A 12,379-nucleotide genomic window follows, 5' to 3' on the forward strand; every position below is an offset into this window, starting at 1 on the left:
GCCCCTCAATGAGGGGCCGTTTGTATCTCGTGGCACACGCATAACTCATTGATTTATAAAGGTATCAAGGAGTGCGGTTTGTACTATAGTTTGGGTAGGCAGAAAAAAAACACAAAAAATCACAAATTTCTTTACTACCATTTACTACCATTTTCGCTGATTCACCCTTCTGTATTTGGTGGTGGAAGCTGAAGTTATATATAAACTCGCTTCCTCAGGCGTGGATAGTACATGGCTTTACCTGCCTCTAATGAGCGATTTAAAGCGAATGGTAGTTATCACGCTGATTTCCGCACAATCCTCGTTTTTCAATTATTCGCATCTCCCTCTGATTAGTCCAGGCACACGCTTAGGGGCAGCGGTATAGCTGCACCACTTTCAACAATAAAGTACGATCTTTTGAATATCGGCTATAACTAAAAAAGTTGATACTCGCGGTGTATTTCATGCCTCGCCAGATGACGCTGTTTCGCCATGTACTATAACCATGGGGTGAGGGTATTTTCTGGTACAGCGACGAACATTCACCCTGCGCGCCAAGGTACATATGCCCTTATCCTTCACATCGAAGTTTTAAGGGCATATGCAGCTTGGTCGACTCGGTGGTGTAAAAACTCTGCCTGAATGCCATCGGTATCGTTTTTACCCCATCCTTACTTGCCTACTGAGTGTTATGACCTTATCTTCACTAAACAAGTCTTTGGCCATGCGCAGTCTTGATGCGGTATGGCACCCGTGCACACAGATGGCGCGTGCGCAGCAATTACCACCACTTCCAATAGTTCGTGGCGAAGGCCCTTGGTTATTTGACACCGAAGGAAGGCGCTATTTCGATGCCAACAGTTCTTGGTGGGTCAATCTGTTCGGTCATGCACAACCTGACATCAACGCAGCAATCAAATACCAACTGGACACGCTGCCGCATGTCATGTTGGCAGGCTGCACGCACGAGCCGGCAGTCCAGCTGGCCGAGAGGCTGAGCGCCCGCACAGGTGGGGCGCTTGGACATGCTTTCTTTGCCTCTGATGGTGCGAGTGCGGTTGAAATAGCGCTTAAACAAAGCTTTCATAGCTGGCGCAATCAGGGACAAATACTTCGGCGCGAATTTGTTTGCCTTAAGAACGGTTATCACGGCGAAACCATCGGTGCACTTGCCGTGACCGACGTTGCCATCTTCCGTGATGCCTATGATCCGCTGTTGATGCGTGCGCACATCGTCGAATCACCGGATAGCCGACTGAACAATGAGGATGCAGCGTTTTCTGCCTTGCGCAGCTTGCTCGACGAGCGTGGTGAGTATATTTCTGCGGTGATCGTGGAGCCGCTGGTTCAAGGGGCTGCCGGAATGGTCATGCACTCACCTGAGTACTTGCGCAAGGTGCGCGCGCTGACCCGTGAGTTCGGCGTTCACTTGATTGCAGATGAGATTGCGGTTGGTTGCGGGCGTACAGGAACCTTCTTTGCCTGGGAACAAGTTGACACTGAGCACTGGCCAGATTTCGTCACTCTTTCCAAAGGTATTACCGGTGGAACATTACCTTTGTCACTGGTATTGACTAACGAAACCGTCTACCGTGCATTCTGGAGTGAGGACGTGTCCCGAGGATTCCTGCATTCGCACTCCTACACAGGTAATGCACTGGCATGTGCTGCAGCGAATGCGGTCCTGGATCGATTTGATGCGGGTCAGATAGAAGCCAATCGTGTCCAAGCCTCAACATTGACTGATGCATTTTCATCGTTCTCCAATCATCCCCGAGTCAAGAATTTCAGACAGCGGGGAATGATTCTCGCTTTCGATGTTACAGACTCTGGCGACCGGTTCAGTGAGCGCTTTCATTTGGCTGCACGACACCATGAGTTGTTGATCCGACCGATCGGTAGCACGGTCTACCTGATGCCACCTTACGTCATAGATCAAGCGACGGCGGATTTTTTGGCGCATACAGTGAGTGTTACCTTAAACGAGGTTCTGCATCATGCTGCTTGAGCATTTGACAAAGAAACTCGATGCTATAGCTGAGCAGCATTTAACCAGGGTGTTGCGCGCTGCAGAATCGCCGACATCACCCCATCAAAATGTTCGCATTGCAGATGGTGTCGGCCAGCAAAGGCTAATGTTTTGCTCAAACGACTATCTGGGATTGGCATGCCACCCACGTATTGCCGAAGCTTTGGCCGAAGGTGCGCAAATTTGGGCGGGTGGTTCTGGAGCCTCGCATTTGATCAGCGGACATACGCTGGCACATGAGCAACTTGAAAACAGGCTAGCCTGCTGGTTTTCCCCTCACATTCCGCGAGCTCGCGTTTTGAGCTTTAGTACGGGCTACATGGCCAATCTGGCGGTGACTACCGCCTTGGGAGACTCTGAGGCCGAGTTCTTTTCTGACGAACTTAATCACGCATCTCTGATTGATGGTATGCGCTTGGCCAAAGCGCCCATTCGTCGCTACTCCCATTGCAATGTAGCCGAGTTGCGCAATCTTCTGATGATCAGCACAGCGAAGGTCAAACTCATTATTAGTGACACCATTTTCAGCATGGACGGTGATATCGGTCCTTTGCCAGAGTTATTAGAGTTAGCTCAAAAGCATGATGCGTGGCTGATTCTCGACGATGCCCATGGCTTTGGTGTGCTGGGTGAGCTTGGACGAGGTGCTCTTGAACACTTTAAGTTATCCAGTGAGCGCATCATTCTGGTTGGCACTCTGGGCAAGTCGGCTGGTCTGTCAGGAGCTTTTGTGGCTGCACACGAGCGTGTCATCGAGTATTTGATACAGGTGGCTCGCACCTACATCTTCACAACCGCCTCCTTGCCGGCAGTCAGCCATGCGATGCTGACAAGCCTCGACCTCATCGAGGGAGATGTTGGCCAACAACGCCGCAGACACCTATTGGTATTGCAAAACCAATTACGTGAAGGCTTGACCAACTTGCTGGATCGTCACACCAATCTTGGTTGGCACTTGACCCATTCACCCACGCCAGTTCAACCCCTCATCGTTGGCTCAAACGACGTCACGATGATTTTGTCCTCCGAACTGGAAAAGGCAGGATTGCGTGTTCCAGGCATTCGTCCGCCTACGGTTCCTGAGGGACAAGCGCGATTACGCATCACTTTGTGTGCCACCCATACTGCAAGTGACATCGACCGACTGTTGCAGTCGCTGCAAGCGGCAGCGCGATACATGGAGAGCTCATGAGGGGATTTTTCGTTACGGGAACCGACACGGAAATTGGAAAGACCGCAATCACAGCTGGTCTGACCCATCTGGGGGCCAGTATAGGACTGCGCAGCGCAGCCATCAAACCACTGGCTGCGGGCCAGGATTTTGTGGACAATCGCTGGATCAACGAGGACGTACTACGTCTACGTGCGGCCTCCAATCTTGAACTGACGGACGAACAGGTTGGGCCTTTGCAGCTGCGTACGCCTTGCGCGCCTCACATTGCGGCCAAACTCGAGGGGGTCATCATTAAACCCGAAGCGTTGCTTGCAGTCGTGCAGCAGACGCTGAATCTTTGTGACATCGGTTTCGTTGAAGGTGTTGGTGGTTTTCGAGTGCCACTTATCTCTGGCTGGGATACTGCTGACATGGCCGCAGATCTCCATTTGCCAGTCATTCTTGTGGTGGGCGTACGCCTTGGATGCATCAATCACGCTTTGCTGACCGCTGAGGCCATTTACTCACGTGGATTGAATTTGGCTGGCTGGGTTGCCAATACCGTTGATCCCTCAATGCTCTATATTGAAGATAATCTGGCTGCTTTGTCGACCGAACTAAATGCTCCTTGCTGGGGGCAGGTGCCTCGCTTGCAAAATCCCAATCCTGCGGCTGTTGCCGCTCATTTGAGCCTGAGCGCCTTGCGTCAGGCTATGGAAATCGTATGAACACCAATCAAATCAATACGCTGACATCGACGACTGATGCTGATCGCCTTAACACCAAACCGTGGACGGTTGATGAAGTGGCTGCATTGTTTGAGCTACCGTTCAACGACCTGATCTTCCGTGCGCAGCAGATTCATCGAGAAAATTTTGACCCCAATGCGATTCAGCTCTCCACGTTGCTGTCCATCAAGACAGGGGGCTGTGAAGAGGACTGCAAATATTGCCCGCAATCCGCTCATTTCGATACTGGCCTGAAAGCCGAAAAATTACTTCCGCTTGATGAGGTTTTGGATGCGGCTCGTGCGGCCAAAGCCAGTGGAGCCACGCGCTTTTGCATGGGAGCGGCATGGCGCTCTCCCAAACAACGTCACATCGAACAGATTGGAGAAATGATAAGCGAAGTCAAAGCACTGGGGCTGGAGACCTGCCTGACCGCTGGCATGCTTGATGATGTGCAGGCTGATCAACTTAAGGACGCTGGGCTAGACTACTACAACCATAATCTGGACACTTCCCCCGAATTCTATGGCCAGATTATTACGACCCGAACCTATCAGGATCGACTCGATACCCTTGGGCGTGTTCGAGATGCAGGGCTCAAAGTGTGCACCGGCGGCATTGTCGGTATGGGGGAAACGCGTCGTCAACGCGCCGGCTTGATTGTCCAGCTCGCTAACCTGGCTCCCTATCCTGAATCCGTGCCTATTAATAATTTGGTGCAAGTAGAAGGCACCCCGTTGGCAGGAACTCAGAGATTGGACCCATTTGAGTTTGTCCGCATGATCGCCGTTGCGCGTATCTGTATGCCACGATCCATGGTTCGATTGTCAGCAGGGCGGGAAGATATGCCAGAAAGTTTGCAATCCCTGTGTTTCCTGGCAGGTGCTAACAGCATGTTCTATGGAGATCGATTGCTGACAACAAGCAATCCTCAGGCTGAGAAGGATCGGCTTCTCTTGAGTCGTTTGGGTATGCACTGTGCTACCGAAACGGATAGCAAGCTGAAAGTCATCAACTAACCACCCTGAGAATCGTTATGGCTGTTATTTGTGCGAGCATGACACTTATAACGGCCATCTGCTTGTCTCACGCACAATAATTACGCAACAGTAAAACAAGCATCAATTTGAATAGGAGGCTTTGTAAAGAATCATGCAAGAGTCACAGATGGAAATATTTTGCAATATCGGCAGCCTTCGGCTGGACTCTGTGACAAACGTTGCACCTGATCCAGTCAGCTTAGTTACTGTTTTTGTTCTTGTCCCACAGATAGCCACCTAGAGAGCCGGCTGCTGCGCCGCCAACAGCACCCCAGATAGGGTTCCCACCGGCAATTGCGGTGATACCAGCACCTGCGGCCGCGCCGATTGCGCCACCAGAAAGGGTTGATTGCTGGGATGCGTTCATATTGCTGCAACCGGTGGACAACGTCAGCGCAGTGCAGAGTGGCAAAATCATCAATGCTTTTTTCATTGTGTGAATCCTAATTTTCCTGAATTTGTTAGTCGAGAGAGGGCGATTCAATGCTTAGCCCTTTTTGCAGGGGTAGGTTTCGCCAAGGTAGCGCAGGATCGTATCTGCAGCCGACAACTGGTTGAACTTCGGGTTGGCAGCTGTCCATTGGATGAAATTATCAAGATGTTCCTGACGACTTAGTCTTGTGCCCTCAGCGCAGATAAAAGGTGGCGCCTTTTTCTCGTGACGCGAAATCAGGTATGTTTCAAAGACGCCCTGTCCGAAGCCGTGGCAGAAGTTCTGCGCAGCAACATCACTTCGCTGCTGGCAAATAGAAACTAATTGCGCAGTGGACGTTGATGCTTTGGGCTGTTGTTCCGCCATGGCGGTCGAAGCGCTAGCAAAAGCTAGGCAGGTTAGGGCAATTATTTTCTTCATCGATTGCTCTCAGGTTACAGCCTGATCATTCAAGTCAAGCGTGGAATAAATATCAGAAGGAAATAAGTTACCAAAGTGACTTTACACTGGCAAGCTATGTCCGCCCAATTTGGGTGAGAATCGATATCGCTTTTGAGGAAACATGCCGTTTCGATTTCATTCCGCTCGCCATTTACTCCTTGTGACTTTACATTAGAAAAAGTACTTAACGGATGCACTGACGCCACCCATGTCCTGCAGATCACCAAATGTTTTATTGATTCCGATGGTAGCTGCCCAGTTCGCTGTAAATTGTTTGTTGAGATCGACTTTGAAAAAAGTCCATTGCGCGCGATCAGGTAGTTGCCCCCATGATTGACGCGCTTCGCCAACTAAGGCCCAGCCGTTGTCCAATATGAAAATTGGCATAAAACGTATTTCTCTCACGGTGTAATTTTGCAGATCACTCGAAGCGCTCGTCACATTTGTTTGCTGATTGAGTGAGGTGTTGTATCCACCAATTGAATTTGAGGTTTTAGCGACGAATGCAGTAATGAATCGGTTGGACCAAGGTTTGACTGCAAGTGCGCCAACACCCAACAAATAACGGCCTTTGCCAAGAGCATCAGAGCTGGCTAAAGGCAAGACGACCTCGGCTGACGCTCCAATTGTCCACCCTCCTAGCGGAACCATGTATCTGAATCGCGAAAACAGATCGCCGTTTCCTGACGTGTTGAAGCCCGGTGAATTGATGTTGATCGCAAAAGGCATTTCAAAATTTACGCCAGTTTGATCGTTCAGTTTTTTATCGAATTTGACCGTCGTTGTGTTCGAGTTTCCGCCTCCGTTCAGGCGAACAAAGTCATTGATCAGATCTATGCGTGTATCGATTTCGGCAGGATTCACACCACGAGACTGAACGCTTTGTGCATTGCTATCTAAATAATAAAAGCAGCAGGAAAGAAATAGGACTTGAACGAATTTCATCGCCATGATTACCTTTTTTGTTTTAGTAGGTTGTCCATCCCCCGTCAGTTGCCCATGTGGCTCCTGTCAGGTTTGATGCATCATCCGACAGGAGATATAAGATGGTTGATGCTTGCTCCCAAGGCGTGGCCATACGATTTTTCATATCTGATATGCCTAACAAACTTAGTGTTTTGGCCATCGATGTATTAGGGATATCCGCCGCAAGTGGATCTGCAGCACGCTCTTGCTCAAGCGCCATGACCTTTTTGAATGCGGCATCGGTCATAGGGGTTTGTGTACCGGCCATATTGACTGAGTTCACGCGAATACCATAGGGTGCGTAATCGATCGCCGCATTGCGTGTAATTCCTGTCACCGCATGTTTGCTTGCAACATATGCGGGTGACCCACCAAGACCGATCAGTCCTGCAATTGAGCCGACATTCACAATGGCACCGCCTTGCCCCTGCGTAAGCATTTGGCGTAATTCAACTCGCATGGATTTGAACATGCCCGTGATATTGACAGCCATCACCTGATCCCAATAGGCGTCGCTTGCTTCGTGTATGGGGGCGAATAACAAATCACGTTGTTGATCCAGATCAAAGGTGTCTCCTGGAGGAATACCATCCATGACCCCAGCTGCATTGACTGCAAAATCAAGACTACCGAAAATAGCTAACGCATGATCGATCATTTTCTGATTGTCGGCATTATTGCGCACGTCTGCGTGAACAAAAGTACTCTGACCTCCTTCATCAGAAATGATCTTTTGAGTTTCAGACCCTTGGCGATCGAGCAGGTCCGCAATCACAACATTCGCACCTTCCCGTGCCGCGCGAATTGCTGTAGCACGTCCAATACCTCTTGCTGCACCTGTAATCAGAATAGTTTTATTGATGAATCTGTTTGGTACAAAATATGCTGGATCGATGGGTTTCACATCTTTTTGGCTGGCTTTGATCATGGAAGCCTCTATTGATTAAACGAAATGGGGGGAGCGCAAAACAGACGCGTGCGTAACGTCATTCTGTCGCAAAGCGATCAATTAGGATATGCAGCTTCGCCCAAATTGGGCGGAAAGGGCTTGCCAGAGCAAGGTTGCATTGGTAATTTGTATTCCTATCAATCTAGGTAATTCCTCAATGAAACGATTGTGTTTGTTAGCTGGCGTTATGTATGTGCTGATTGCATCGGTTGCTGCGCAGGCCAGAGAATTATCTCAATGGAATCCTTTGTATCTTGATACAAGCATTCGTCCCGAATATGCCCAGCGCTACAAAATTGATTTTGAAGAGGATATGGCATCTGTCGGGTATCTGTATTCCATTCCTGCTTTTTTGCATTTCAGGCAACGTTATGAATTTTTGAGTAATTTTCAAAAATACATGGGTGATCAGGGCAATCCATTTGGCCAGTTTTTGTTGTTACGGCAACCAACTTCGCCTGCAACCGCCGATACCATGCCTAATTACGACACGTTGTATGGCGTCACATTTCTAGAGCTTGACGCGCATCCAGTAGTTCTCGAAGTACCTGCGATTCCAGATCGTTATTATTCGTTTGCTTTGGTCGATTCATATTTTTACAATTTTGATTACATCGGTTCGCGCACGGTCGGACAAAAGGCAGGGCGTTATCTGATTGTTGGACCAAATTGGAAAGGAACCCAGCCAAGGGGTATCGATCGAATTTACCGCGCACCAACTAATTCAATTCTGATTTACCAGCGGATTTATTTTCGGAATCTTTTGGATGTACCGACTGTCAATAAAATTCAGGACCAAATTCGGCTTGTGCCGTTGGAGGTTTATTTAAATTCTTCAGCCAAGGTAATTCAACCGGATGTTGCTGGGTTTCTAAAACCAAATCCTTTGACTGTTAAAAGTGTGAGTGACGTTCTCAGGATCACGAATCAGTACATGGCGCAAAATCCTCCGCCTGTTGAAGATCGCTCATTGACAGCGTATTTCGCTCCAATGGGGGTTGGGCCTGGTTTGCAGTTGCCTGTAACCGCTGAAATGACTGCCGCCCTTGAACGGGGCGCGTTGAAAGCAAGCCAGACGATGAGTGCACTTGCACTGTCAGGGTTTCCAGTCAGGAATGGATGGCAAATTCCGCCCGCAAGTGTCGGCGAACGAGGCGGTTCGGGTGGTATGGCGATGCAAGCAATGATTCAATTGCGCTCGATAGGTGTCAATAGCTCAGCCGAGGCTGTTTACTACAATGCGTTTACGGATATTCACCACCAACCGCTTGATGGTGCGACATCCTATCGAATCAGATTTGAACGAAATCAGATCCCCCCTGTAGATACCAGAAAATTCGGATTCTGGTCCATCACAATTTATGACCGAACAGACTTGCGTTTGATTTCTAATGTTGAAAATAAGTATCTAGTCCGTTCGGGTGATCCACTTGTATACGATGCAGATGGTTCTTTAACGCTTTATATTCAACCCGATGCTCCGTCTGACGCAGCATTACGTGCGAACTGGCTACCTTCACCGCGCAACTCAGAGTTTATTCTGATGTTACGAGCATATGTGGGGGCTCAAAGCATTGTGACGGGTCAGTATGTTCCTCCTGCCGTGGTGTCCGCGCAGTGAGATTTCGATATGCTTTATTTGCTCTCACTTTCGCTATTGTCGCGCCGCTGAACACAACAACGCTGGCACAGACTCTTCCTACAGGTTCCAGTTTGCCCGATGGTGGCTTACGGTGGGAGTCAGGGGCTTTCAAATCGGTTTTGGGATTGGATGCCAATCTGTACGGTTATGCGATGCGTGGTACCTGGTGGGGGTTGAGCAGGGTCCCTGCACCAGAGTTCAATACGAATAAGAATTGGGGAGAGCTTTGGTTGCAGCCAAGATTGAATGCAACGTACGACCTTGCACCCGATCATGTTTTGTATATGGGCCTATCTTTTGGTGTGACACGCGATATGGGTGGTAATGCGTTTGATTACTGGAATCAGGGAGCGGGGCTAGTCGAAAATGCGTTTGTCGGTTATCGGGCTGGAACAAAAGAAAATGGATTTCTCGATGTTTCTGTAGGCAGTCAACCATTTTCGCTTGGTTCGGGCATGGTGATTTTTGGTGGTGCAATCAATGGTAGTGAGTGGGGGAACGCTGCATCCTATAAACGCTCCGCATGGAATAAAACCGCAGTAGCTAAGGTAGGAATGGGGGAGTTTGTTTCACAGGCTTTCTGGCTGCAGCCTAATGAGCCTGAATCAATCCGAAGTCAAACGACGCTCGTTGGTGGTTCTCTCGAGTGGCAAGGCTCTGACACGAGTCGTGCTGGCTTTGCATATATCTACGTTCCCAGCTCAAATTATTTCTATCCTGGAGACGCTGCGCCTTTTGCCTTTTTGGAGCAGGGTAGACAAGGCCTGAGTGTTTATCATGGCTGGAGTGATTTGAAAGGACCTCTTGGCTTGCCATCGCAGTTTTCATTCCGTGGCGAGTTTGCCATCGAACAAGGTAAGGTTACGCGTGTCACGGGTGAGGAAAGCCCGATACAGGCTTATGCCTGGTTTGCCGGGGTTGGATATTTTTTCGATAAGCTGCCATGGACACCTCGACTATCATATGGTTTTGCATATTTTTCCGGTAACAAGCCCGGTAGTGATGTGTATGGACGATTTGACCCACTTTATTACGGAAACGGTCTAGATAACTGGTGGTTTGGTGCAAATGGGGCCTATGCGTATATCAATGCCAATGTTCAGTTCAACCGAATCACACTTGATTTATTTCCTACGCAGCAAGACATCGTTAAATTGCAGTTTGTGAACGCACAAGTTGCCCAGATCGGCAGTCCGGTGCAGTTCGGTCAGTCGGGACAATTTGCGAATGGTAACTTTGTGGTTGGTCCTCAGCAAAAGGGGTTGAGCAATGAATATATGCTCCAATATGTTCATCTATTGACGCCTAAGATTGCCTATAGCGCTTACATCACATACAACACGCCTAGCGACGCACTCAAAGAAATGAGTGCGTCAGGAACCGCTAAAAATTGGGTGACTGTCGGAACAGGCATCAGTATGAGCTTCTGATGATTAGTTCAACTTAACTTGTGACAGTAGTGCTTCGAGTTGTTTTGATGTGTTTATCAATTGTCGGGCTGTTTCGATTGTAAATTCGATTGCATCTTGGGTCACGCCAGTTTCCTGAATCACCCAATGTCCATTGCTTGTTTTGGTGACTTTGCCAGCCTCCTGGAGCTTGATCAGTCTGCGTCGGACAGTTTCCCTTGGTAAGCTCGATACAACTGAAACATCTATCAAGCGAACAGGGGTTAATTTTGCTGTATATGTCCCATCCGGGTTCATAATATCTTCTGGAGTAATGCCAGGATGCATATCGCGCGATACGTTCATATGGGCCAAAATTCCCCATATAAAGCTCGTTTCTAAATCTAGCCCTACACCGGAGCTGACGCGACGCATATGGTTAATGATGTGCCGATTGCAAATAAACGCGGCTAGTGAGAAGACTTTAGTAAATCGCTCTGAGAATTCTTCCATGTTTTGATCTTCTTTTTGTGAAACCCAGATTTTCATCCAAGTAGTTCATCACGTGAATGGTTTAAATGCTAGTTTGATATCGTCTCATTATTATTTACTCGGCTGCATTTTAGAAAGCGGCACTAGCATAGGCCCACCAACTAATTTGAAAATCATATCCCCATTCTCCGCAAACTGCATGATGGCATAAGCACCATTCCCCAGGTTGCTTTGACCAAAAATAGTTCTATGTACGACCTCACCTCTTGTCCAAACATGCTTGAACTGGTGTTTAACATGGTCCCATTCAACGCGCTCCGTACCAACAGGAGGCGCACTTAACGGACCATTCATCAATACATCGACCATTTTGTCTGGATGACCTTTTGGGATCATGTTACTAACAACAAAAGCACCCCAACCATTGACCACAACAGACTGCTCGGATTGGACCCACTCGACATTATCTGGCTGGCCCGCAGTCTAAACGACTTGACTCGCAATCCGGGGTTGCTTGAAAGTTTTCGTGTTCGAGACGCTGGGTTACGGGTGATCACAACTAGGCCCTCGGGTCAGACAATTCATCCATTCGCCCAAGATATTGAATGGCTAGTGCTTGAGGAGCGGTTTGCCTTTTATAGTGGAGTAATTTCCTTTATCGAACCTGCGGGCCGACGACCTACAGAATCACCAAACGCAAGCGCTGATGTGTTTTATGGTCCCTTTGCCGTCGTCTTTAGATCAGTCGTACTTGCTGAGCACGGTCATGTCAATCTTACAGAGGGCCAGGCGGCTGTGTTTGCAGCACTTTAGTCATTCAAAGGCGAGCCTATGCGCGGTGAGCGAATCATGGCTAAGGCTGGGCTCAAAAGTGACAAGCCTATTGATGTGTTCAAGGTGAAAGCCAAAGACATAGATAAGCCTGGTGCAGATCTTCCGTTGATGGCCTATAGAGAATTAGTTGTCACGCAAAGACGCGAAGGTCTTTATGTGATGCCATGTGCATTAGGACAATATATTACGAGGCGCAGGTATATTCCGCCACCCCATCAATACTGCTGCACGTATTGATTTATCGCTGGATTCTCATCAGCATTTACTGTGGGCATCGAGAAGCTGAATATAAGCTCACACTT

Annotated in this window: 13 protein-coding genes; 7 read left to right on the top strand and 6 right to left on the bottom strand. The window is 48.7% G+C overall.

The genetic code is table 11. The features are described 5' to 3' along the window. Positions 1-673: 673 nt before the first annotated feature. Genes bioA through bioB form a run of 4 tightly spaced genes read left to right on the top strand, consistent with a single transcriptional unit; the run spans position 674 to position 4,911 of the window. Positions 674-1,990, top strand: coding sequence for an adenosylmethionine--8-amino-7-oxononanoate transaminase (gene bioA / locus QWY27_RS13835; RefSeq protein WP_290199002.1), 1,317 nt, complete (start codon positions 674-676; stop codon positions 1,988-1,990). Continuing rightward, on the top strand, positions 1,980-3,203 hold the full coding sequence (locus QWY27_RS13840; protein ID WP_290199003.1) for an aminotransferase class I/II-fold pyridoxal phosphate-dependent enzyme: 1,224 nt from the start codon (positions 1,980-1,982) through the stop codon (positions 3,201-3,203). Before bioA ends, QWY27_RS13840 begins: the two co-directional genes overlap by 11 nt. Then, positions 3,200-3,892 (top strand): dethiobiotin synthase, encoded by a 693-nt coding sequence (bioD, locus tag QWY27_RS13845; protein WP_290199004.1) that lies wholly within the window; start codon positions 3,200-3,202, stop codon positions 3,890-3,892. Before QWY27_RS13840 ends, bioD begins: the two co-directional genes overlap by 4 nt. Beyond that, positions 3,889-4,911 (top strand): biotin synthase BioB, encoded by a 1,023-nt coding sequence (bioB, locus tag QWY27_RS13850; protein WP_290199005.1) that lies wholly within the window; start codon positions 3,889-3,891, stop codon positions 4,909-4,911. Before bioD ends, bioB begins: the two co-directional genes overlap by 4 nt. A 220-nt stretch (positions 4,912-5,131) precedes the next feature. Here the strand turns inward: bioB and QWY27_RS13855 are convergent, their stop codons facing one another. The 4 genes from QWY27_RS13855 to QWY27_RS13870 form a co-directional block, all read right to left on the bottom strand. Next, a complete protein-coding gene (locus tag QWY27_RS13855) occupies positions 5,132-5,365 on the bottom strand; it encodes a YMGG-like glycine zipper-containing protein (protein ID WP_290199006.1) in 234 nt (77 codons plus the stop codon). Between the two features lie 54 nt (positions 5,366-5,419). Beyond that, positions 5,420-5,785 carry a Rap1a/Tai family immunity protein gene (locus tag QWY27_RS13860; RefSeq protein WP_290199007.1) on the bottom strand — a complete coding sequence of 122 codons (366 nt, stop codon included), beginning with the start codon at positions 5,783-5,785 and terminating at the stop codon, positions 5,420-5,422. Between the two features lie 192 nt (positions 5,786-5,977). Continuing rightward, positions 5,978-6,751 carry a hypothetical protein gene (locus QWY27_RS13865; protein ID WP_290199009.1) on the bottom strand — a complete coding sequence of 258 codons (774 nt, stop codon included), beginning with the start codon at positions 6,749-6,751 and terminating at the stop codon, positions 5,978-5,980. A gap of 22 nt (positions 6,752-6,773) precedes the next feature. Beyond that, the gene (locus QWY27_RS13870) at positions 6,774-7,700 is read right to left on the bottom strand and encodes an SDR family NAD(P)-dependent oxidoreductase (RefSeq protein ID WP_290199011.1); all 927 of its coding nucleotides are present in this window, start codon (positions 7,698-7,700) and stop codon (positions 6,774-6,776) included. Between the two features lie 178 nt (positions 7,701-7,878). Between QWY27_RS13870 and QWY27_RS13875 the strand changes: the two genes are divergently transcribed. Further along, a complete protein-coding gene (locus tag QWY27_RS13875; RefSeq protein ID WP_290199013.1) occupies positions 7,879-9,342 on the top strand; it encodes a DUF1254 domain-containing protein in 1,464 nt (487 codons plus the stop codon). Beyond that, the gene (locus tag QWY27_RS13880) at positions 9,339-10,793 is read left to right on the top strand and encodes an alginate export family protein (RefSeq protein ID WP_290199015.1); all 1,455 of its coding nucleotides are present in this window, start codon (positions 9,339-9,341) and stop codon (positions 10,791-10,793) included. The genes QWY27_RS13875 and QWY27_RS13880 overlap by 4 nt, the downstream gene beginning before the upstream one ends. Before the next feature lie 3 nt (positions 10,794-10,796). Here the strand turns inward: QWY27_RS13880 and QWY27_RS13885 are convergent, their stop codons facing one another. Together QWY27_RS13885 and QWY27_RS13890 are read right to left on the bottom strand one after the other, a co-directional pair. Continuing rightward, positions 10,797-11,300, bottom strand: a complete 504-nt coding sequence (locus QWY27_RS13885) for a hypothetical protein (protein ID WP_290199017.1) — start codon at positions 11,298-11,300, stop codon at positions 10,797-10,799. Positions 11,301-11,354: 54 nt separating this feature from the next. Beyond that, a complete protein-coding gene (locus tag QWY27_RS13890) occupies positions 11,355-11,675 on the bottom strand; it encodes a hypothetical protein (protein ID WP_290199018.1) in 321 nt (106 codons plus the stop codon). A 15-nt stretch (positions 11,676-11,690) separates the two neighbouring features. Between QWY27_RS13890 and QWY27_RS13895 the strand changes: the two genes are divergently transcribed. Beyond that, the gene (locus QWY27_RS13895; protein WP_290199019.1) at positions 11,691-12,056 is read left to right on the top strand and encodes a hypothetical protein; all 366 of its coding nucleotides are present in this window, start codon (positions 11,691-11,693) and stop codon (positions 12,054-12,056) included. Positions 12,057-12,379: the final 323 nt, after the last annotated feature.

The organism is Zwartia vadi (genome assembly GCF_030410375.1).
Classification (GTDB): Bacteria; Pseudomonadota; Gammaproteobacteria; order Burkholderiales; family Burkholderiaceae_B; genus Zwartia; species Zwartia vadi.

What these genes read in the sequence shown, in the direction of transcription:
- bioA (WP_290199002.1), top strand. Translation starts at nt 674, where the DNA reads ATGACCTTATCTTCACTAAACAAGTCTTTGGCCATGCGCAGTCTTGAT.
- QWY27_RS13840 (WP_290199003.1), top strand. Translation starts at nt 1,980, where the DNA reads ATGCTGCTTGAGCATTTGACAAAGAAACTCGATGCTATAGCTGAGCAG.
- bioD (WP_290199004.1), top strand. Translation starts at nt 3,200, where the DNA reads ATGAGGGGATTTTTCGTTACGGGAACCGACACGGAAATTGGAAAGACC.
- bioB (WP_290199005.1), top strand. Translation starts at nt 3,889, where the DNA reads ATGAACACCAATCAAATCAATACGCTGACATCGACGACTGATGCTGAT.
- QWY27_RS13855 (WP_290199006.1), bottom strand. Translation starts at nt 5,365, where the DNA reads ATGAAAAAAGCATTGATGATTTTGCCACTCTGCACTGCGCTGACGTTG.
- QWY27_RS13860 (WP_290199007.1), bottom strand. Translation starts at nt 5,785, where the DNA reads ATGAAGAAAATAATTGCCCTAACCTGCCTAGCTTTTGCTAGCGCTTCG.
- QWY27_RS13865 (WP_290199009.1), bottom strand. Translation starts at nt 6,751, where the DNA reads ATGAAATTCGTTCAAGTCCTATTTCTTTCCTGCTGCTTTTATTATTTA.
- QWY27_RS13870 (WP_290199011.1), bottom strand. Translation starts at nt 7,700, where the DNA reads ATGATCAAAGCCAGCCAAAAAGATGTGAAACCCATCGATCCAGCATAT.
- QWY27_RS13875 (WP_290199013.1), top strand. Translation starts at nt 7,879, where the DNA reads ATGAAACGATTGTGTTTGTTAGCTGGCGTTATGTATGTGCTGATTGCA.
- QWY27_RS13885 (WP_290199017.1), bottom strand. Translation starts at nt 11,300, where the DNA reads ATGAAAATCTGGGTTTCACAAAAAGAAGATCAAAACATGGAAGAATTC.